Below are 19,825 nucleotides of genomic sequence, written 5' to 3'. Positions count from 1 at the left end.
AAGGTCACTCCACCGACTCCGCGGGGATCAGCTCGCAGCGCCGTTCGACCGCTGCCGCCATGGCGCGCAGATCGGGCAGAACCACGCTGTGCGGCGCGTACCGGACGATCGACTGGAATGATGCGAGCGCCTCGTTGACCGCCTCGTCACGACGCACCGTCGCGATCAGCCTGGCGCCAAACAACTCGCTCAGGAAAACCTTGCTGTGTCGCGACAGCCGGCGGGTATCGTCGATCTGGTTGAGCACGAAGGCCGTCCCGCTCAGCTCGATGGTCGGCGTGCCGGGCTCGACCTTCGCCAGCGCGGCCAACGAGGCCGGCCGCGGCATCAACGTGCACAGATGGAGCGCCGCAAAAGGCAGCAGGCGATGCTTCAGCTCGATGTCCGCCGACGCTACATCGGCGATCACCACCCGGCCAGGGCCAAACAGCGCGCCGTGCCCGTCGCGAATCACATCGGCAAAGGCTGGCGCGCGCGACGCAGTGTAACCGGACAGCAGCGTCACGCCCTCGACAACCACCTTGTCCTCGTGCGGGTCGTCGATGCGTGGCAACTGGTCGACCGGCTTCAGCCCGAAACACAGCTTGAGCGCATCCGCGTAAGTGAAGTCGATCGCCGTGACGTCATGGCCCCGCTCCGCCAGCCCGAGCGCGAGATGGGCGGTGAGAAAGGTCGTGCCGACGCCGCCAGTGGGCGAGTGGCACAGGATCAGCGTCACGGTCGCGGGTTCGACAGCGTCTGGAGGAAAGCGCGCAGACCCTCCTCCGCCTGTCGGACATCGCCACTGCGCGCGGCAACCGGATCATCATAGCCAGCGAAGAAGCCGACCGGGTCGTCGCGGACCGGGGTGTCGATCGCCCGGCGCCGCTTGCCCGTCACGCGCTCGTCGACGAGCAGCGCCTCGAACAGCGGCCAGGGTTCCAGGTCGGCAATGGCATCGGCAAACTGGCGATAGCGGAAGTCAGGCCGCTCTAGCTTGTCGAGAAGCGAAGTCACGTCTGCGCGCATAATCATCCCACCCTTTAACGCCGCGCATCAGGTATCCTCTCCCATCGCTTTGTTACACGCTCTTTACAGGAACGTTCTTCTCGCCGTTCACTGATTGTACCCGACCTGGGCCGCTCAAGCGATTTAATGGCATTGGCCATGCAATATTTTGCGACGACCCGCCCTCTAGAGATATAACCATTTCGGCACAATCTTTATTATCGAGGTTGGAGTCAATCTTATGATTCCGTTAGGAAGTTCGGTTCCGGGGTTATGGGTCGAGGCGCTTCTTTTCGGGGGGCGTGCGGAGGTATGATTCTCGTAAACCATGCGTCGCTGTCCCAGGCTGCGCTGACAGTTTATTGCTTGAGATCGACGCGATTCGGGTCCGCATGAGCGGTGTCCGTAGCGATGTCGTACCGGCGTCGACCCGAGTTACCGCGCAAAAATTCTACGCGACTCGGCGGCGATCAGCCGAGTCGCCGATGATTCGGCTCGACCTGCTTTCCACGGCCGCATGACCATGTCGCCCGCCTCCAGTCGATCGCGGCCATCAGCGGTCGCGCAGTCGCCGTACCATGGCGGCGAGCTTTTTGGCCGGCGGACGAAGGAAGCGGCTGGGAAAGGGCGCTCCTTTCGGCCCGTTCGGATCACGCAACTCGTTGCGTTCACCAGCATCCGGGCTGAGCGGAATCTGCATTCCCGCCGTTTCCTCGAGCTTTGCGAAGAGCCGTGTGCTCATGCGCTCGGCGAGTTCTTCATGGCCTGGCCGTGCGAGGAGGTTGTCCGTTTCCCTCGGGTCGGCCTGAAGGTCGTAAAGCTCGTCGATATCCCAGATGCCGTGGAAATGCATATATTTGTACCGGTCTTCCCGTAGCGCATGAACGGTCGGTGTCTGCGGGAAATTGCGCTCCCAATAATATTCGTAGAGGAGTTCGGTGCGCCAGGGGATCGTCTTGCCCTGCGCGAGCGGCAGGGCGTTGGCGCCGGCCATCGAACCGGGCGCAGCCAGGCCTGCCGCCGCGAGCATCGTCGGCGCCACGTCGATATTGGCGACGACATGGTCGACCGTGCCGGGGCCGAACAGGGCAGGGCACCGCGCCAGCATCGGGACTCGCATCGAATCCTCATAGGCGGTGCGCTTGTCGATCAGGCCGTGCTCCCCGAACTGGAAGCCGTTGTCGCCCATATAGAGGATCAATGTGTCGTCGAGCTCGCCGCGCCGTTCGAGCAGATCCATGATGCGGGCCAGGCCCTCGTCAACCGCCAGCAGCGTCTCCATGTACCGCTTGTAATAGTCGCCGACGTCCAGCGTGCCGTGATAGGGATAGTCGACGCCGTGCCAGCTGTTGCGCTGGTTCTCCACCCACATCGGGCGGCCCGGCGCGCCGGCCTTCATCGTCTCGGGGTAGCGGAAGGTTTCTTTCGCATAACGGCCCGCATGTCGCGGCGCGGGAATGAACTCCGAATGCACCGCCTTGTGCGCGAGATGCATCATCCAGGGCCGCTTGCGATCACGCTTGCCGATCCAGTCCAGGGCATAGTCGGTGAGTTCGTCGGTGATATAGCCCTTTTGCGGCACGTGCCTGCCGTCGACGTTCAGGCCGTCCTCGCTCGGCCAGTAAGTGCCCTGTCCCTTGAAACTGACCCAATGGTCGAAGCCGGGCTGCGGCGTGTCGGTCTCGGCGCCCATGTGCCATTTGCCGATAAAGGCGGTCTCATATCCGGCGGCCTGCAGATATTGAGGATAATAGGTCAGGCCCGGCGGGATCGGGTGGTTGTTGTCGACCACCTTGTGCTGGTGCGCATAGAGGCCGGTGAAAATCGAGGCCCGCGACGGCGAGCACAGGGCGGTCGTCACGAACGCGTTGCGGAAATGCACGCCTTCCCTTGCGAGCCGGTCGAGCGTCGGCGTGTCGCCGAAGTCCTGGGCCTTCATGAACCCCATGGCGTCGAAGCGATGGTCATCGGTCAGGACGACCAGGATGTTGCGCGGGCGAACACCGGCGTTTCGCTTCAACATGAGCGACTGGCGCTGCGGAACGGCCGCTGTCGCACCGGTCGCCCAGCTGAACAGGCCGAACGCGCCGCCGCTCCCGGCAAGCAGGACGCCGCGGCGGGTTGGATCGTCGTTCATGCTCATCCTCATTTTTCGCCGGTGGCGCGCCCGCTATACGCCATCGCGGACAAGTTCCTCAAACGCCACCGGTTCGGTCTGGGCCTGCCGGTCGTTACGCCGCGGCTTTCCCCGCCCGTGAGGCCGAAGCCTCGGTGCCGGGCTCGGCAAATAGCAGGCGTTCGCTTCTCGCCTGGCTGATGGTGCTTCCCGCGGGAATGCTTTCGGTAAGCCACACATTGCCTCCGATGGTCGATCCGCGCCCGATCGTGATGCGACCAAGCAATGTCGCGCCGGCATAAATCACGACATCGTCCTCGATGATCGGGTGCCGATGAAGGCCCTTTTCCAACGCGCCGTCGGCCGTCGTCGGAAAGCTGCGCGCGCCGAGCGTGACCGCCTGATAAAGCCGAACACGCTTGCCGATGATCGCTGTCTCACCGATCACGACGCCGGTTCCATGATCGATGAAGAAGCTCGATCCGATCTGCGCGCCCGGGTGGATGTCGATGCTTGTCTTCGAGTTGGCGACTTCCGCAATGATGCGGGCCACCAGCGGCGCGCCGAGGACATGCAGCCGATGTGCAAGACGGTGATGGATGATTGCGAGCATGCCGGGATAGCACAGCAGGATCTCGTCGACGCTTCGCGCTGCCGGGTCGCCGGCATAGGCCGCTTCGAGATCGGTATCGAGCAATTCGCGAAGACCGGGCAGTGACGCGGCGAAAGCGCCGATGATGCGAGCCGCGTCGTCGGGCACCGGTGGCAGTCCCTCCGCGCTAAGAGCATAGGCGCATTCCAGCCGAATTTGTCCGTAAAGTCGGCGCAGCGCGATATCGAGCGTCTCGGCGACATAGGCGTCCTCGTTTTCGAGGCGCACGAAATTGGGGCCGAGGCGTAGCGGGAACAGGGCGCCGCACAGGATGCCCATGATCTTGTCGATTTCGATCCGCGACGGAAAACCGACCGCGCCATATTCCGCATGGCGCTTCTGCGCGGTACGCCACCGCGTGCGTGCCGCCTTCAGGCCATTGGCGATGTCGTCGAGGTTCCAATAATCGCCATTCGTCGGTGCGTCGTTGTCGACGGACATCATGTATCTCCTACATATGTCCGCCGTAGCGGGGACAGGCTGATCATGAGGGAACGACCCGAAACTCCCTCATTTCAGTAGAGATTGAAATCAAGTTTACCTATGCCTCGGAAAAGGCAAATCCATCCCGGGTGACAGTCGTGCGCTGTCCTCGCTCAGCGAAAACGCCAACGCGATGTGCTTCAGGGCTCCAGGCCCAGTTCCGTCATCTCCACGACGCGGTGCTCACGGGCGCTGATCTCGGCCGCGACCCCGATCGCGACGGCGCGCAGGCCGTCATCGGCGGTCACCTCGACCGGTCCCTTGCCGCGGACGGCCCGGGCGAATGCCTCGTGCTGATAGAAGGTCGCGCCGTGATGCGATCCGGCGGCCATCGCCGTCTCGTCGACGGCGACGGTCTCGCGCTCGACTGCCTTTTGTGCGCGAAAGCCGACGCGTGGGGAAAAGACGAGGTCGCCGGGCGGGACGATGACGTCGAGCCGCGCGGTGTCGCCGGTCGCGACGATTTCTTCCTGATGCTCGGCGCCATCCGCGAACATGCACAGGTCGAGTAGCGCGCGCGCACCGTTGGAGAAATCGACCACGGTATAGCTGTTGTCGATGATGTCGGGGCGCTCGCCGCCATATAGTTCGTCGCGGTGGTTGACGTCCATCGCACCCGAACAGAACACACGAACCGGCTCCGCCTGGACGATCAGCCGCATCAGATCGAAGAAATGACAGCATTTCTCGACCATCGTGCCGCCGGTGTTGCGCGAGAAACGGTTCCAGTCGCCGACCTTCACCAGGAACGGGAAACGGTGCTCGCGCATCGCCAACATCTGCAGACGGCCGATGCGCCGGGCATGAACATCCGTAATGAAGCGCGCGACCGGCGGCATGTAGCGATATTCCATGCCGGTCCAGACCGGCGCGGTATGGGACGCCGCGCGATCGGCGATCCAGCGCGCATCCTCGAGGGTCGTCGCCAGCGGCTTTTCGCACAGGATGGCGAGACCGCGCTCGAACAGGGGAAGGATGGTTTCGCGGTGCGTATTGTTGGGGGATGCGATCACGACCGCATCGACCTCGCCCTTTTCCGCCAGCTCTTCGGCCGTGCGGAAACGTTGGGGTCGCGCGTCGCCCAGCGACGCGTCGGCCCAGCCGAGCGAGGTCTCGACCGGATCGGCGATCGCGGTGATGACGGCATTCGGCAGCAACCGGATGTTCCGGATATGCTCGCATCCCATCATGCCGGTGCCGACGATGCCGTAACGGATAAGCTCTCCCACCCTGTCGTCCCTTGTGCCATGAGCGCGCATGCTCGCGCGTGGTGATGAATCGCGCCCGCTCGGCAGGAGTGGGGCTTCCGTCTCCCCGCTGGCATGGGGCATGGCGCGATTCAAGGGCGAACGGCGCGTCGGGCCCGAAGCATCGATCGGAGGATATCTGCCATGAGTCCGTGCGAAGTCAGCTGGTTCTCGGCGCTGTGCGACGACGATTACGAGTTTCTCGGCGTGCCCGATCCGAAACTGCAATCGAGCTGGGAGCATTGCCGCGATATCGTGCTCCAGGCCGAGTGCGGCGGGTTCGACAATGTCCTGCTGCCATCCGGCTATGCGCTGGGCATCGACACCACTGCCTTTGCCGCGGCGATCGCGGCACTGGTCCGGCGCATCCGGCTGCTGATGGCGGTTCGGATCGGCGAGAGCTGGCCGCCCCAGCTCGCACGCCAGATCGCGACGATCGATCGCATCCTCGGCGCGGGTGCGGGCGGGCAGGGGCGTCTCACGGTCAACATCATCTCGAGCGAGCTGCCCGGCGAGTCGCTGGCGAGCGGACCGCGCTACGCGCGCACCGTCGAGGCGATGCACATCCTGCGCACGCTGCTCGACGGCAAGCCGCTCGACCATGATGGCGACTTCTGGAAACTGAAGCTCGACCCGCCGCGCATCGGCACGGTTTCGGGCCGCGCGCCCGCATTCTATTTCGGGGGGCTGTCCGAGGATGCGCGCGAGGCCGCCGCGAAAGGCGCCGATGTCTATCTGATGTGGCCCGACCGGATGGACGCGGTGCGCGAAACGATCGCCGACCTGCGCGCGCGTGCCGACAAGGCCGGTCGCAGCCTGCGCTTCGGCTACCGTGTGCATGTCGTGGTGCGCGAGACCGAGGCGGCCGCGCGGGAGGCGGCGGATCGCCTGTTGTCGCGGCTCGACGATGCGGCGGGTGCCGCGATCCGGGCCAAGTCGCTCGATTCCCAGTCGGCCGGCGTGCGCCGCCAGGCCGAGCTGCGCGAAGCGGCTGGCGGCGAAGGCTATGTCGAGGACAATCTGTGGACCGGCATCGGGCGCGCCAGATCGGGCTGTGGCGCCGCGATCGTCGGCGATCCCGATCAGGTGCTGGCCAAGCTCGAGGCGTACAGGGCGGCCGGGATCGAGGCCTTCATCCTCTCCGGCTACCCGCATATCGCCGAGGCCGACCTTTTCGCGAGGCACGTCCTGCCCCGTCTCGACCATGGGCCACTGGTCATAGCATAGCCGCGTCGCCGCATAGAAAATCTCCGCTAGCCAATGCCCGAGGCGCCGCATAGCGTCGTCGCATGGAGACGGATCAGGCGATAACGGCGCACGCCGGGACTTTTGCGCGCGACGGTTATGCGGTGTTTCCGGCCATCCTCGCGGGGGATCTGCTGGATCTGTTGCGGGCGGAATGCGACCATTTCGTCGCGCGCGAAAATGCCCGGATGGATGCGGCCGGCGTCGATGCGCTTGGGCTCAGCCATCGTGGGACCCGCTATTTCGCCAACGAATGCCAGCGCGAGCAGCCGTCGTTGCGCCGGATGCTGTTCAGCCGGACGATGGCGGACATCTGCCGGGCGACGCTCGGCCCCGACGCCTATTTCTTCTTCGATCAATATGTCGTGAAGGGGCCGGATCGGGGCCTCGCCTTCAGCTGGCACCAAGATTCCGGCTATGTCGTCGGCAATGGCGGGCCACCCGACCATCTGCCTTATCTCACTTGCTGGTGTCCGCTTGACGACACGACGGTGGAGAATGGCACGGTCCGTGTCATTCCCGGTAGCCATCTGGATGGTATCCGCGCCCATGGTCGGCAGGCGGCAACCAATGATCTGGCGGTCGCGACGGAGGAGGCGGGCGTCGCGATCGAGGTTCCCGCCGGCAGCGTGGTAGCCTTCTCCAGCCTGTTGCTCCACGCGACCGGCGCAAACCTCAGCGCTACGCCCAGGCGGGTCTATCTCGCGCAATATACCGCCGAGGCGATGCTCAATCCTGGCACGCGCCAGCTTCGGCGCAATGCCGTGCGGATTCTCCAGAATGGCGAGCAGGTCACCTTCGCGTGATCATGTCGCCGCAGCGCCGCGCGCTTCTGTTCGCGCTGATCCTCACTGCGGGCATTCTGAACCTCGTCGACCGGCAGATCATCTCGATCCTCAAACCCGTCATCAGTGCCGATCTTCACTGGTCCGACAACGACTATGGAACGCTCGCCGCCTGGTTCCAGGGCGCTGCTGCCGTCGCCTTCCTTTTCACCGGGACGATCGCCGACAAGCTCGGCGTGAAATGGGCCAATCCGGTCGGGGTCGCCGCCTGGAGCCTCGCGGCCATGCTGCATGGCTGGGCCAGCGGATTCACCCAGTTCGTGCTGTGCCGCGTGGCGCTTGGCGCGACCGAGGCAATGGGCACGCCGAGTGGCGTCAAGACGATCGCGACGATCTTCCCGCCAAGGCTTCGATCGACCGGTTTCGGGCTGCTGAACGGCATCAACAGCATCGGCGCGATCGTGACCCCCCTGTTCATTCCCGCGGTTGCCGCCCTTTGGGGCTGGCGCTCGGCTTTCGTCGTCGCGGGCATAGCCGGATTGCTATGGGCCGGAATCTGGTTGCTGGTAACGCGCGGCCTCGACTTCGGCGCCACGCCGGAAGCCACGCCCGATACCGAAGCAACCACCGAAACCTATGGCCCGATCCTCACCGAGCGGCGGACCTGGGCGATCGCCGTCGGCAAGATCCTGTCGGATTCGACCTGGTGGCTCATGCTGTTCTGGATGCCCGATTTCTTCAACCGGCAGTTCGGCTTGACCGGCACCGCGCTTGGGCCGCCGCTTGCCATCGCCTATACCGGCGCCGCGATCGGCTCGCTCTGCGCCGGCGCGATTTCCAGCGCGCTTCTCGGGCGCGGCTGGAGTGAGAACCGGGTCCGCAAGGGCGTCATGTTCGTCTCGGCGCTGTGCGTGGTGCCGGTGTCGCTGGCGCTGCATGTCGAAAATTACGGACTGGCGGTCGCGTTACTCGCCCTGGCACTGGCCGGACATCAGGGCTTCTCGACGACGCTGTTTGCGCTGATCGCCGACGTGACGCCGCACGACAAGGTCGGGCGGGTCACCAGCTTCGGGGCCTTTTGCGGGAATCTCGGCGGCATGGCGATCGCCAAGATCGCCGGGCTCGTTCTTGCGGCGGGCCTTGGCTACGGCCCGTTGTTCGCCTTTGCCAGCATTTCCTATCTCCTCGCGCTCGGCTGGATTCACCTGTTGTTGCCGCGCATCCGCCGGGTGGGGTCCTTGATTCCCCGGTCCGGCGGCTGACGGCCGGTCCGCCGCTACAGGCGAGGGAAGGAAAACTTTCTTCTCCCACTAAATAGGTAGGGTAATAGCCGCCGACAGAGTCCAAAAAAAGGGGTAGATCGATGACCAGCCAGCGTTCGAAATTCATCGCCTTCACATTGCTCGCGACGAGCGGCGCTCTGGTGCCGGCAATGGCGTGGGCCCAGTCCGAAGCGCCTGCCGCCGTCGAAGAGGCGAAGAGCGACGATATCGTCGTGACGGCGCGGTATCGTTCGGAAGCGGTCAAGGACGTGCCGATCGCCATCACCGCGATCAGCGGAGAATCGCTTGCCGAGCGCCAGCTGAACAATCTCCAGTCGATCGCGACCTCGGTCCCCTCGGTCGAGTTTCGCGCGGGCGCCTCGAACAAGGATCGTACCGTCTTTATCCGCGGCGTCGGCACCATCACCACCTCGCCCGGTGTCGAGCCATCGGTATCGACCGTGCTCGACGGTGTCGTGCTGACGCGTCCGGGCCAGTCGACGCTGGATCTGGGTGAAGTCGAGCGGGTCGAGGTGCTGCGCGGGCCGCAGGGCACGCTGTTCGGCAAGAACGCGTCGGCCGGCGTCGTCAACATCGTCACGCGCAATCCGACCGAGCAGTTCAGCGCGTTCGGCGAGGCGGGTCTCACGACCGACGAGGAATATCGGCTGAAAGCTGGTGTCTCGGGCGCGCTCATCCCGGGCAAGCTGCTCGCCCTGATCGGTGGCCTCTACACCAAATGGGACGGGAATGTCCGCAACCTGGCCACTGGTCATGACGTGAACGGGTTCGAACGCTATGGCGGCCGCGGCAAGCTGATTTTCACCCCGAACGACGATCTGAAATTCACGGTCGTCGGGGATTATCTCCAGTCGCGTGATACCGTGCCGACCGCGATCTACGCATCGACCTCGCAGACGGCCTATCCGACCAACGTCGTCACCAACTCCGCGGCTCTGGCTGGGCTGCTGGCGGGCGCCGGGGTTGTGCCGTCGCGCGACAACCGCACCATCTCCTCGTCTTTCGATTCGGACGTCCGCGACAAGAATTTCGGCGCATCGCTTACCGGCGAACTCGCGCTCGGCGACTATCATGTCACCTCGATCACGGCCTATCGCAAATGGCTGAACCATCAGCATCAGGATTTCGACGGCATCTCGACGCTCGCGGTCGGCTTCCCGCAGGGCGAGGATTTCGGCGATGTGAATTCCCGCCAGTTCTCGCAGGAACTGCGGCTCACCTCGCCCAAGCAGGGCCTCATCGACTATGTGCTCGGCGCCTATTATCTCCACGCCGATACCGATGAGCGCTATCAGCGGACGATCACGACCCTGCCCGGGCCGCTCACCACGGTGGGCATCGCCAATTACGGCGTGACCAACGACAATTACGCGCTGTTCGGTGAGGCCAACGTCAACTTCACCAGCTTCTTCCGCGGCATCGCCGGCTATCGTTCGACCTGGGACGATGTCGATTTCTACCATGTCCGGACGTCGACCAACGATCCGACCAATCTCGGGGCCGCGGCGCCGGCGGTCGATCGGCCCGGCATTCGCGGCTATCATAACGCGACCGGCTCGACGAGCCGGCGCGGCGACAGCTACCGGCTTGGTCTACAGCTCGACCTGGGCGAGAACGCGCAGACCTATTTCACCTATTCGCGCGGCTATAAGGGGCCGGGCTACAACGTCTATTTCAACATGCGCTCGCAGCTTGTCGGCACGGCGGTGCTGCCACTCGATGAAGTACCGCTCCAGCCCGAAACCTCGAACTCCTACGAAGCTGGCATCAAGGGCAACACGTCTGACCGCAGCTTGAGCTACGCCCTGGCGGTCTATTCGACCAGCTTCGAGGGTTATCAGGCGAACTTCGCCGATACGGTCGGCGGGCTGCAGGTCACGCGGCTGATCAATGCCGGTTCGGTCCGTTCGCGCGGCGCCGAGGCCGACGTGACACTCCGGCCGACCAAGGGCTTCACGGTCGATCTGTCGGCTGCCTATACGGACGCCAAGGTAGTGAATTTCAACTGCCCGGTCGGCGCCGCGGTCAGCTGCAACATCAACGGCCAGCCCCTGCCGTTCGCTCCCAAGGTGAAGCTCTACGGCAACGCCGCCTATCGCTTCCCCGTGACGGATACGCTCAACCTCGAACTCCAGAGCGACCTCTCGTTCCGCAGCAAGACGCAATATTCATTGTCGGAAACGAAGAACACGATCGAGCCATCGGTTGCGATCTGGAACGCCAGCGTCGCCGTCCTGTCCGGCAGCTCGGGCTGGCAGGTGCGGGCCTATGTGAAGAATATCACGAACACGCATTATTCGAGCTTCCTCGGCAATGGCAGCGCCGCCGGCACCGCGCGCTTCGTTCCCCGGGATGATCAGCGCTATGCGGGTCTATTGCTGCGCAAGGACTTCTGAGCTCAGCGGGCAGAGTGCGGTGGGGCGGTGTGGATCGGGAACACCGCCTCCACAGCGTGACGGCTCCACGAGATTGATTACTCCTCTGCCAGCGCGCGGATCACATGCGGCCGTCTGGCCACGCCATGGCCAAATGCCGCGCGGCGTCCCGCGCCGCGAGCCAACGCTGATGCTCTTCCTTGGCGTCGGGGAGCGCGCGGTGAGCGCGCGCCGTATGAGGCGGGAGAACAGCCATGGATTGGACTAGGGTGTCCAAGGCTGAGGCGCGTTGCTCCGGCGGCCCGAAGCCTCCAAGGATCGCGGCAGCCGTTTCCCGGATCGCGTCGTCCGTGTCGCGAAGCCGCAAGCTGTGCCGTGGATAGCCGGCCGCTCGGAGTAGCGCGCTCAGCCATTTGCCATCCCAGGAGGGCGCGCTGGCAAACAGATCGTGACCGGTCAGCTGGTCGATCATCGTCGCGGCAACGATGTCGTGAGCCCAGCCGCAACGGATCAGGGCCGCGCGATCGATCTGGTGGATCGCCTCGGCGCTCCGATCCCAGTCGTCCCATCCGGGGGCGGGTCGGATCAGGTAATCGGCGGATCGGCCATCCTCGAATACCCACGCCACTTCGATCGGCACGCTCTTCCTGCCGAGAGAGGACGCTTCGAAGTCGAGGAAGACCTTCATCGGCGCACGCGCACGGCTCGGCCGGGGTGCTCAGGCCGCCTGGGCAAGCGCATAACGGCGGCAATGCTCGAGATAACCTGCCTCATGGCTCGCGGTGAGATCGACGACGCTGTCCCACAACCAGGTCGGCGCATCTATGCTGCCACTCTGGCGCCGGCCGATGGCATCGGCCCAGTGCGCCCGCGCCGACCTGTCCATTTGGCGCGCATGCGCGACCCCGACGACATAGGCGAGATAGCGCGCGGCCCGTGTCGCTTCGCTGCTGGAGAATTGTTCGATCTCCAGCTTCAGGTCCTGCGGAAGGAGTTCGCGCAACACCATCGGCGTGCCGAGCAATCTCGTCGCCAGCATGCGCTCGCCCAGATTGGGTGCCAGGGCTGCGGCCCCCGTCACCACGCGCACCGCATGATCGCGCGGCATGTCGGCATCTCTGGCGGCAGGCGCCGCTGCGGCGACTGCCTCCTTGAGGTCGATCAGGGCATATTCCGTGGGGGCTTTTTTCGAGCCGCCGATCGCGACCAGCGCGGCGAAGCGTAGATTGCCAAGCGAACTGCAGCCCTTCTTCCAATAGGCGGCGTCGACCAGGCGCACATGGTGCCCGTCCTCGCGCCGGTTGAGCGACAGGATCATGGCGATGACCGACGGCTCCCGGAACAGGGTGTCAAGCGMCGCGCGCTCCTCGTCTTCCAGCGCCCAGAATTTTCGACCGAGCGGCAGGCGAGGCTCGACGTCGCTTAGCCGTTCGTCGGCGAGATGGCGCCAGCGGCGCCCAAGCGCTCGGCGCCGCACGGCCCGGATGATATTCGGCTCTGGCGCCAAGTCTGCATCGCCTTCTGCCATGGCATGCGTATAGCCTTCCACCATTTCCTCGATCATCCGCGCCGTGGTGACGCCTGGCAGGTCCGACCCCCGCGCCGCAGTCGCCAGGCTCAGGCCGAGTCGGATGAGGTCGTGCGCCGGATTGCCGATGACGCTTTGGTCGAGATCGCGGACCTGGACCGCAACGCCCCCGTCCGCATCGGCGACCGGACCCAGATTGCCGAGATGGCAGTCGCCGCAGATCCAGATCGCGGGCCCCTTGGGAAGCCGGCGTGCCGCGCGCGACTGGGCTAGCCATTCGTAGAATTTGACAGTGTTCCCGCGCACAAAGGCGTGAGTGGATCGTGCCATCTTGAGCGCGCGGCTGCGTTCGAGTGTGTCCAGCCTTCCATCGGTAATCGAGTTCATCGACGCTCCTTCGACACAGTAACACCTGCACAGAGTGCAGCAACGCGCCAGCAACAATAATGTCGCCTGCGACCTGCATAGTGCTGCGTGATGAGATGCGGCGGTCTCCCAAGCCTGACGTTCAAGCAAGTGGCGGCGCGATTCTACGGTCGCTTCAGCGGCATCGGGAGGCCGGCTGCGATGAACACGACTTCCTGAGCGGCGGCCGCGACCGCCTGGTTCACGCGCCCGGCCGCGTCGCGGAACCGGCGGGCCAGCGCATTATCGGGCACGATGCCGAGCCCGACCTCGTTGGAGACAAGGATGAGATGCCCGTCGAACCTGATGATCGAGGCGCAAAGCGTGTCCGTCGCAGCGTCGATTCCCTCATCTGCCAGCATGATGTTCGTCAGCCATAGGGTGAGGCAGTCGACCAGGACAACGCTTCCCGGGCCCGACTGCGCATCGATCGCCGCAGCCAGTTCGCGCGGTGCGTCCACCGTCTCCCAGCGCGCGTCCCGGTCGGCACGATGGCGGGCGATGCAGTCGCGCATCTCGTCGTCCCAGGCTTCGGCCGTGGCAATATAGACGTGCCGCCCGTCGATCGCCTCCGCGCGCTGCTGCGCATAGCGGCTCTTGCCGGAGCGAGCGCCGCCAAGGACGAAGAGGCTGGTCGAGGTCATTGCGGTAAAGGCTCCGGCGTGACGGCGAGACGCAGCAGCGCGTCGATATCGATATGGCGTTCGAGTTCGGCGGCGATCTCGTCCAGCGCCGCATCGACATCGCCGGCATAGTCGATGCCCGCGCCAGCCACGTTCAGCTGCGCGAGCAGGGCATGGCGCAGCTCCGCCGTGGCCAGCAGCCCGTGCAGATAGGTGCCGATCACGCTGCCGTCCCGGCTGATCGCACCGTCGGGCGCGCCGTCGTCGAGACGGGCGAAGGATCGAGCGGCATCGGGGCCCTCGGTCAGCCCCATATGCATCTCATATCCTTCGACGGGTGCGCCGAGCGCCTCGCCGCGGACATGGCGCAGCACCTTGGCGGGGGAGAGGCTGGTGGCGACGTCGAGCATGCCGAGCCCCTCCACGCTGGAGGCGGGTCCTTCGATGCCGAGCGGATCGGCGACGCTGCGTCCAAGCATCTGGTAGCCACCGCAGAGCCCCAGGATCATGCCGCCGCGGCGATGATGGCCGAATATGTCGATGTCCCAGCCCTGGGCGCGCAGAAAGGCAAGGTCGGCGATCGTCGCCTTGGAGCCGGGCAGGATCACCAGCGCAGCCTCGGCCGGGATCGGCTTGCCCGGCGGGACCATGACCAGTTCGATGCCGGGCTCGAGCTTGAGCGGATCCAGATCGTCGAAATTGGAGATGCGCGGCAAAATCGGGCAGGCCACGATCCTGCGTCCCGCGATGCGAGCGGCGGCGCGTTCCAGGACCACCGCGTCCTCGCTCGGGAGCCGTGCGGTGGCGGCAATCCAGGGCACGATCCCGAACCCGCGCCAGCCCGAGCGTTTCTCGATCTCGCGATAGCCGTCTTCGAACAGGGCAGGGTCGCCGCGGAACTTGTTGATCAGGAAACCGCGGATCATCGCGGCATCCTCCGGGTCGATGACTGCGCGAGTGCCGACGATCGAGGCGATCACGCCGCCGCGGTCGATATCGCCGACCAGTACCACCGGCACGTTGGCGGCGCGGGCGAAGCCCATATTGGCGATATCGCCGGCGCGCAGGTTGATCTCGGCAGGGGAACCGGCGCCTTCCACGACAATGACGTCGCATGCTTCGCTGAGGCGCCGGTAGCTCGCCAGCACTTCGCCGAGCAATTGCCCGCGCGCTTCGCGGAAGTTGCCGGCGCGCAGGACCCCACGAACCTGGCCGTGGACGATGAGCTGCGAGGTGCGGTCGGCCTGGGGCTTGAGCAGCACCGGATTCATGTCGGTGTGCGGCTCGACCCGGCAGGCGATGGCCTGCAGTGCCTGCGCGCGGCCAATCTCGCCGCCGTCGGCCGTCACCGCCGCATTGTTCGACATGTTCTGGGGCTTGAACGGACGGACGCTGAGCCCGCGATTGGCGAAGGCGCGGCAGAGGCCCGCGACCAGCACTGACTTGCCGACGTCCGAGCCGGTGCCCTGGAGCATCAGAGCGCCCATGCGACGCCTCCCGCGATCAGCCAGAGAAGGAGGCACGCCCGCCCATAGATTGCGAGCGCGCGGGTGATGTCGCGCGTGTTCGCGTCAACGCGTCCGTCGCCGATCCAGGGCTTGTCGTGCATCACGCCGTCATAGGCGATCGGGCCTGCGAGGCGCAGCCCCAGCGCGCCGGCCATCGCCGCTTCGGGCCAACCGGCATTGGGCGAGGCGTGCTGGGCGGAATCGCGCCACAGCGTCCGCCAGCCGCCGGCACCGGCGATGCAGAGCAGCACGCCTGAGAGACGGGCGGGGATCAGGTTGAGCAGATCGTCGGTGCGTGCCGCCGCCCAGCCGAACGCGCGCCAGCGTTCCTCGCGGTGCCCGATCATCGAGTCGGCGGTGTTGATCGCCTTGTAGACCCAGACGCCGGGCAGGCCGAACAGCAGCAGCCAGAAAAAGGGCGCGGTAACCCCGTCGCAGAAGCTCTCGGCGAGGCTTTCGATCGCGGCGCGGGCCACGCCGGTCTCGTCCAGGGCCGCGGTGTCGCGGCCGACGATCCTGCCGACGGCCTGGCGGGCGCGGGGCATGTCGCCTGCGGAAAGCGCTGCGGCGACCGGACGGACATGGTCGAACAGGCTGCGTTGGGCCAAAGCGGGCCAGGCGAGCAGGGCCACCGCAAGCCAGCCCCAGGCGCCGAGATGGCTCAGCAGCAGGTGCTGAGCGATCCAGGACGCTCCGCCAATCGGGACGATCAGGAGCAGGACGGTCGCAATGCCAAGCAGGCGTCGGATCTCGAAGCTGCGTTCATCCCGGTTCCAGCGTCTCTCGCAGGCCTGGATCAGCCAGGCGAAGAAGCCGACCGGGTGGCCGATACGGGCATAGAGTGCGCCCGGCCACCCAATCGCCGCATCCAGTGCCAGCGCAGCGAGCGTCACCGGTTCAGCCACGGCCGAGCGCCACTTCCAGCCGCGCCAGTGCGTCGTCGGTCGTCGGGAGGCCGATGCGCAGCCATTGCGGCTGGTCGGCGAAAGGGCGGGTAAGGATAGCGTGGCAGGCGAGCTGCTCGAACAGCTGCATGCCGTCCGCAGCGTTGATGAGGCGGAACAGCGGACAGGCGCCGATAGTCTCGTACCCGGCCCTGGCGAGCACCGCGTCGAGCGCGGCGGCATCCTGTTTCAGCTGGGTACGGGTCTCGGCAATCCACGCCGCGTCGCGATAGGCGGCGGTGCCGATCGTGATTGCCGCGGCGGATACCGGCCAGGCGCCCAGCGAGCTGCGGACTTTCGCGATGAGCCCGGCAGGCCCGAGCACGAAACCGAGCCGCACCCCGGCAAGGCCGAAGAACTTGCCGAAGGAACGGAAGATGACGAGCCGGCGTGCGTCGGTGATCGCACCGGCGATGCTGAGCGCCGGATCGACATCGGCAAAGGCTTCATCGAGCAGCAACCATGCGGCGTCCGCGCGGTGGTCGGACAGTTCGACCAGGCGGTCGGGCGCGAGCACGCGGCCATCAGGGTTGTTGGGATTGGCCAGGATGAGCGTCCCGTCATGGGCATCTAGATCATCGAGCGCGATCGGCGTGCCGGCGATCATCTCACCATGCGTGCGGTAGGTCGGTCCGAGAGAGCGGGCCGGGCCGCCGATCAGGCTACCGGCGAGGCGAAGGCCAACCTCGGTGCCCGGCACCGCGCAGACATGGCGCGGATCGAGGCCGAAGCTGGCCGCCGCGGCGGCTTCGAGCTCGGCGAGCGCATGGGCCTCGGGGAGGCGCTGCCAGTCGATCGCAGGCGCATTCACGACAGGCCAGGGACGCGGGTTGATGCCCGTAGAAAGGTCGAGCCAGTCGCTCCCGCCGAAATGCCGCCGCGCCGCTTCGAGTCCGCCGCCATGCCAGGTCCAGCTCATACTCATAGGAGCTTCGCCAGGATGAGGGCGGCGAGCAGCAAGCTGCTTTCGGTGATCTCGATCCCCGCGCCATGGCCGTCGCCCGAAATTCCGCCGAGTCTGGCGCGGATCCAGGCGCCCCAGCCGAACAGGAGCAGCGGCGTCGCTACCAGACTCGGGGAGGCCCAGGCTGCGACCAGCAGGAGCAGGCCCCAGATCGCGAAGTCGATCGGCCGAACCACATTGCGGAAGCGCGAGGCGAGGCCGGAATGAAGATCGGGCAGCCAGCGCGACCAGAGCAGCGGGCCGATCCGCGCTGCGAACGGCACCAGCGCAATTGCCGGCCAGGCGCCGAGATCGACCAGCCCGTGCAACAGCACCAGCTTGGCGAGGAGCTGGACGCCGATCGCCACGGCACCAAAGCTGCCGAGACGCGGATCGGCGAGCACGGCGAGGACGCGCTCGCGGTCCTTGTGCGCCGCTCCGCAGGCATCGGTGACGTCGCCGAGGCCGTCGAGATGCAGCGCGCCGGTAACGAAGACCCACAGCGCGAGCCCGAGCAGCGCACCCGTCCAGGGATCGACGCGTGCGCCGGCCCGGGCACCGCCGGCGACGATGACGCCGACGAGGAGGCCGACCGCCGGGAACCAGCGCATCGACGCAGCGAACTCTTCGCTGCTGACCGAGAGGCGCGGCGTTGGCAGACGCGTCAGGAACTGGATCGCGATGATCAGCCCCTTCACGGGTAGACCCCCACTATCTGTGCGCTCGGCTGTTCGCCCGGCCACACCCGGAGCGAGACGAGCACGTTATACGGAAGGTCGAACGCCCAGAGCTGGCGCTGTTCGAAGCCGCACAACAGGTGCAGCGCCGCGCGGATCGCGCCGCCATGCGTCACCACGAGAGTGGTGGCCGGCTCCAGCGCGCCAAGGGCCCCCCCGACCCGCGCGACCAGGGCCGACCAGCGCTCGCCGCCGGGCGGGGGATTGGCGTCGGGGTCTTCCCAGAAGCGGCCGAGTGCGGCGGCATCGACGTCGATCGCCGCCTTGCCGTCCCAGTCGCCGAAATCAAGCTCGCGCCAGCGCGGATCGATCGCGGCTGCAACCCCGCTTATGCGCGCGATCGCATTGGCGGCACAGTGCGCGCGCTGAAGGTCGGAGGTTACCAGACGTTCCAGGCCCAGGTCACTCGCCTGATCGACGCACGCGGCGATGCCCTCGGGTGTCGATGCTTCGTCCGTGCGTCCCATCAGCCTGCCCGGCTGGGCCGGGGCGCCATGGCGCAGCAGATGGAGCGCGAAGGGATTCACAGCGAGGCGGAGACCTGGGCTTCGGCGAAGGTCGCCATCTGGTCGTGCGCGGCGAGCGCGGCACGGATCACGCTGACGGCGACTGCTGCGCCGCTTCCTTCGCCGAGCCGCATGCCGAGCGACAAGATCGGGTCGAGCCCGAGCGTCGCCAGCAACCGGGCATGGCCGGGCTCGGCCGAGCAATGGCCGGCGATGCAATGCGCGGTGATCGCCCGGTTGTCAGCTGCAAGCGGCGCGATCGCGGAACTGCTGATGAAGCCGTCGAGCACCACCGGGACGCTGAGTTGGCGGGCGCGCAGCACGGCACCCGCGATCGCGACGATCTCGCGCCCACCGACCCGGCGCAGCGTCTCGAACGCATCGCCTGGCGCGTCGGCGTGAAAGGCGAGGGCAGCTTCGACAATGCGGATCTTGCGGGCGATGCCTTCGGCATCGACCCCCGTACCCGGGCCGACCCAGTCGGCGACGGCACCGCCGAAGCTGCGCGCGCTGAGCGCCGCGGCGGCGGTCGAGTTGCCGATACCCATCTCACCGACCGTGAGCAGATCGAGATCTTCGGCGACATTCACGGCGCCGACATTCAGCGCCGCGAGGCATTCTGCCTCGGTCATTGCCGGCGCGACCGTGAAATCCGCAGTCGGCGTGTCGAGGTCGAGCCCGGTTACCTGGAGTTCGAGCCCCGAGGCCTGGGAGAGCGCGTTGATCGCAGCGCCACCGGTCTGGAAATTCGCGACCATCTGTGCGGTGACGCTTGGGGGAAAAGCGCTGACCCCGTGCACCGTCACCCCGTGATTGCCGGCGAAGATTGCGGCGCGCGCTCGATCGATCCGCGGGCGGGAATTGCCGTGCCAGCCCGCGACAAAGACCGCGAGCTCTTCGAGCCGGCCGAGCGAACCCGCGGGCTTGGTCAGCTCGGCCTGTCGGGCACGAGCCGCTGCGATAGCATTCTCGTCGGGCGAGGAGAGGGCGGCGAGCGCGGCGCGGAAGGCGGCAGGAGAGGGAAATGGGGTCATTCGGCAACGAATCCCGGAGGCGGGGTGCGGGTGATGAAATGGCCCTTCACGCCCTGTGGCCAATTCTTGAACGGCACACGGCCATGCTCGCTCGCGGCATATTCGACGGCATAGTCGAGGATCGCGCGCGCCGCGACCTCGTCAGGCGTGAAGCGGCCGAGCACATAGCCGACCTTGCTGGGTGCGCGCAGATGGACGGTACAGAAGTCCTGGCATGCGAACAGGCACGGCATCTCCTGCACCGCGACACCGGCATAACGAGGATCGCCTTCCTTCACCGCGCGGAGCGCCGCGACCAGCTTCTGGCCGCCGCGCACGCCCTCGGCATCCTCGCGCGCTTCGGTCGAATGCCTGCAGGTGTTGCAGGCGACGACCGCCGGCCCGTCCTCGACACGGGTCAGCATCGCTCACGCTCCTGCTTCAC

General features: G+C 66.1%; 19 protein-coding genes. 4 read left to right on the top strand and 15 right to left on the bottom strand.

The genetic code is table 11. The features are described from left to right. Positions 1-4 precede the first annotated feature (4 nt). The 5 genes from AC1DX5_RS14505 to AC1DX5_RS14485 form a co-directional block, all read right to left on the bottom strand. The gene (locus AC1DX5_RS14505) at positions 5-718 is read right to left on the bottom strand and encodes a cellulose synthase operon protein YhjQ/BcsQ (protein ID WP_465169849.1); all 714 of its coding nucleotides are present in this window, start codon (positions 716-718) and stop codon (positions 5-7) included. Beyond that, entirely contained in the window at positions 715-996 is a 282-nt protein-coding gene (locus AC1DX5_RS14500) for a hypothetical protein (RefSeq protein ID WP_478016147.1), read from the bottom strand. Before AC1DX5_RS14500 ends, AC1DX5_RS14505 begins: the two co-directional genes overlap by 4 nt. Positions 997-1,540: 544 nt before the next feature. Continuing rightward, positions 1,541-3,124, bottom strand: a complete 1,584-nt coding sequence (locus AC1DX5_RS14495; RefSeq protein WP_478016146.1) for a sulfatase family protein — start codon at positions 3,122-3,124, stop codon at positions 1,541-1,543. 94 nt (positions 3,125-3,218) lie between these two features. Beyond that, positions 3,219-4,196 carry a serine O-acetyltransferase EpsC gene (gene epsC, locus AC1DX5_RS14490; protein WP_478016182.1) on the bottom strand — a complete coding sequence of 326 codons (978 nt, stop codon included), beginning with the start codon at positions 4,194-4,196 and terminating at the stop codon, positions 3,219-3,221. Positions 4,197-4,378: 182 nt separating this feature from the next. After that, complete coding sequence (locus tag AC1DX5_RS14485; protein WP_478016145.1) at positions 4,379-5,467, bottom strand: Gfo/Idh/MocA family protein; 1,089 nt, start codon at positions 5,465-5,467, stop codon at positions 4,379-4,381. A 162-nt stretch (positions 5,468-5,629) separates the two neighbouring features. On the opposite strand from AC1DX5_RS14485, the gene AC1DX5_RS14480 reads away from it, so the two are divergent. The 4 genes from AC1DX5_RS14480 (at position 5,630) to AC1DX5_RS14465 (ending at position 11,194) form a co-directional block, all read left to right on the top strand. After that, positions 5,630-6,712, top strand: a complete 1,083-nt coding sequence (locus tag AC1DX5_RS14480) for an LLM class flavin-dependent oxidoreductase (RefSeq protein WP_478016144.1) — start codon at positions 5,630-5,632, stop codon at positions 6,710-6,712. Between the two features lie 62 nt (positions 6,713-6,774). Beyond that, the gene (locus AC1DX5_RS14475) at positions 6,775-7,536 is read left to right on the top strand and encodes a phytanoyl-CoA dioxygenase family protein (RefSeq protein ID WP_478016143.1); all 762 of its coding nucleotides are present in this window, start codon (positions 6,775-6,777) and stop codon (positions 7,534-7,536) included. 2 nt (positions 7,537-7,538) lie between these two features. After that, the gene (locus tag AC1DX5_RS14470) at positions 7,539-8,777 is read left to right on the top strand and encodes an MFS transporter (protein WP_465173969.1); all 1,239 of its coding nucleotides are present in this window, start codon (positions 7,539-7,541) and stop codon (positions 8,775-8,777) included. Between the two features lie 101 nt (positions 8,778-8,878). Beyond that, the gene (locus AC1DX5_RS14465) at positions 8,879-11,194 is read left to right on the top strand and encodes a TonB-dependent receptor (RefSeq protein WP_478016142.1); all 2,316 of its coding nucleotides are present in this window, start codon (positions 8,879-8,881) and stop codon (positions 11,192-11,194) included. A gap of 100 nt (positions 11,195-11,294) precedes the next feature. Here AC1DX5_RS14465 and AC1DX5_RS14460 read toward each other — a convergent pair whose 3' ends face one another. The 10 genes from AC1DX5_RS14460 to AC1DX5_RS14415 all read right to left on the bottom strand — a co-directional run bounded on the left by AC1DX5_RS14460 (position 11,295) and on the right by AC1DX5_RS14415 (position 19,805). Further along, positions 11,295-11,861, bottom strand: a complete 567-nt coding sequence (locus tag AC1DX5_RS14460; RefSeq protein ID WP_465169841.1) for a transcriptional regulator — start codon at positions 11,859-11,861, stop codon at positions 11,295-11,297. A gap of 30 nt (positions 11,862-11,891) precedes the next feature. Then, positions 11,892-13,088: a DUF2252 family protein gene (locus AC1DX5_RS14455; protein ID WP_478016141.1), complete on the bottom strand. Its 1,197-nt coding sequence runs from the start codon at positions 13,086-13,088 to the stop codon at positions 11,892-11,894. A 143-nt stretch (positions 13,089-13,231) separates the two neighbouring features. Continuing rightward, a complete protein-coding gene (gene cobU, locus AC1DX5_RS14450) occupies positions 13,232-13,750 on the bottom strand; it encodes a bifunctional adenosylcobinamide kinase/adenosylcobinamide-phosphate guanylyltransferase (RefSeq protein ID WP_478016140.1) in 519 nt (172 codons plus the stop codon). After that, on the bottom strand, positions 13,747-15,216 hold the full coding sequence (locus AC1DX5_RS14445) for a cobyric acid synthase (protein ID WP_465169838.1): 1,470 nt from the start codon (positions 15,214-15,216) through the stop codon (positions 13,747-13,749). Before AC1DX5_RS14445 ends, cobU begins: the two co-directional genes overlap by 4 nt. Continuing rightward, positions 15,204-16,142, bottom strand: coding sequence for an adenosylcobinamide-phosphate synthase CbiB (gene cbiB, locus AC1DX5_RS14440; protein WP_478016139.1), 939 nt, complete (start codon positions 16,140-16,142; stop codon positions 15,204-15,206). The genes AC1DX5_RS14445 and cbiB overlap by 13 nt, the downstream gene beginning before the upstream one ends. After that, positions 16,135-17,106 carry an aminotransferase class I/II-fold pyridoxal phosphate-dependent enzyme gene (locus AC1DX5_RS14435; protein WP_465174223.1) on the bottom strand — a complete coding sequence of 324 codons (972 nt, stop codon included), beginning with the start codon at positions 17,104-17,106 and terminating at the stop codon, positions 16,135-16,137. Before AC1DX5_RS14435 ends, cbiB begins: the two co-directional genes overlap by 8 nt. Further along, positions 17,103-17,822, bottom strand: a complete 720-nt coding sequence (locus AC1DX5_RS14430; protein ID WP_478016138.1) for an adenosylcobinamide-GDP ribazoletransferase — start codon at positions 17,820-17,822, stop codon at positions 17,103-17,105. The genes AC1DX5_RS14435 and AC1DX5_RS14430 overlap by 4 nt, the downstream gene beginning before the upstream one ends. Further along, positions 17,819-18,388, bottom strand: a complete 570-nt coding sequence (locus AC1DX5_RS14425; protein ID WP_465174221.1) for a histidine phosphatase family protein — start codon at positions 18,386-18,388, stop codon at positions 17,819-17,821. Before AC1DX5_RS14425 ends, AC1DX5_RS14430 begins: the two co-directional genes overlap by 4 nt. Continuing rightward, positions 18,385-19,401, bottom strand: coding sequence for a nicotinate-nucleotide--dimethylbenzimidazole phosphoribosyltransferase (gene cobT / locus AC1DX5_RS14420; RefSeq protein WP_478016137.1), 1,017 nt, complete (start codon positions 19,399-19,401; stop codon positions 18,385-18,387). Before cobT ends, AC1DX5_RS14425 begins: the two co-directional genes overlap by 4 nt. Continuing rightward, positions 19,398-19,805 (bottom strand): DUF1636 domain-containing protein, encoded by a 408-nt coding sequence (locus AC1DX5_RS14415; RefSeq protein WP_465174219.1) that lies wholly within the window; start codon positions 19,803-19,805, stop codon positions 19,398-19,400. The genes cobT and AC1DX5_RS14415 overlap by 4 nt, the downstream gene beginning before the upstream one ends. Positions 19,806-19,825: the final 20 nt, after the last annotated feature.

It is taken from the genome of Sphingomonas sp. P2_B6, assembly GCF_056404755.1.
Note: the sequence above shows the minus strand (reverse complement) of the source record. Positions and strands in the feature narration are given on the sequence as shown.

Coding starts and splice junctions, on each gene's coding strand:
- AC1DX5_RS14495 (WP_478016146.1), bottom strand. CDS start 3,124: ATGAACGACGATCCAACCCGCCGCGGCGTCCTGCTTGCCGGGAGCGGC.
- epsC (WP_478016182.1), bottom strand. CDS start 4,196: ATGTCCGTCGACAACGACGCACCGACGAATGGCGATTATTGGAACCTC.
- AC1DX5_RS14480 (WP_478016144.1), top strand. CDS start 5,630: ATGAGTCCGTGCGAAGTCAGCTGGTTCTCGGCGCTGTGCGACGACGAT.
- AC1DX5_RS14475 (WP_478016143.1), top strand. CDS start 6,775: ATGGAGACGGATCAGGCGATAACGGCGCACGCCGGGACTTTTGCGCGC.
- AC1DX5_RS14470 (WP_465173969.1), top strand. CDS start 7,539: ATGTCGCCGCAGCGCCGCGCGCTTCTGTTCGCGCTGATCCTCACTGCG.
- AC1DX5_RS14465 (WP_478016142.1), top strand. CDS start 8,879: ATGACCAGCCAGCGTTCGAAATTCATCGCCTTCACATTGCTCGCGACG.
- AC1DX5_RS14460 (WP_465169841.1), bottom strand. CDS start 11,861: ATGAAGGTCTTCCTCGACTTCGAAGCGTCCTCTCTCGGCAGGAAGAGC.
- cobU (WP_478016140.1), bottom strand. CDS start 13,750: ATGACCTCGACCAGCCTCTTCGTCCTTGGCGGCGCTCGCTCCGGCAAG.
- AC1DX5_RS14445 (WP_465169838.1), bottom strand. CDS start 15,216: ATGGGCGCTCTGATGCTCCAGGGCACCGGCTCGGACGTCGGCAAGTCA.
- AC1DX5_RS14435 (WP_465174223.1), bottom strand. CDS start 17,106: ATGAGTATGAGCTGGACCTGGCATGGCGGCGGACTCGAAGCGGCGCGG.
- cobT (WP_478016137.1), bottom strand. CDS start 19,401: ATGACCCCATTTCCCTCTCCTGCCGCCTTCCGCGCCGCGCTCGCCGCC.
- AC1DX5_RS14415 (WP_465174219.1), bottom strand. CDS start 19,805: ATGCTGACCCGTGTCGAGGACGGGCCGGCGGTCGTCGCCTGCAACACC.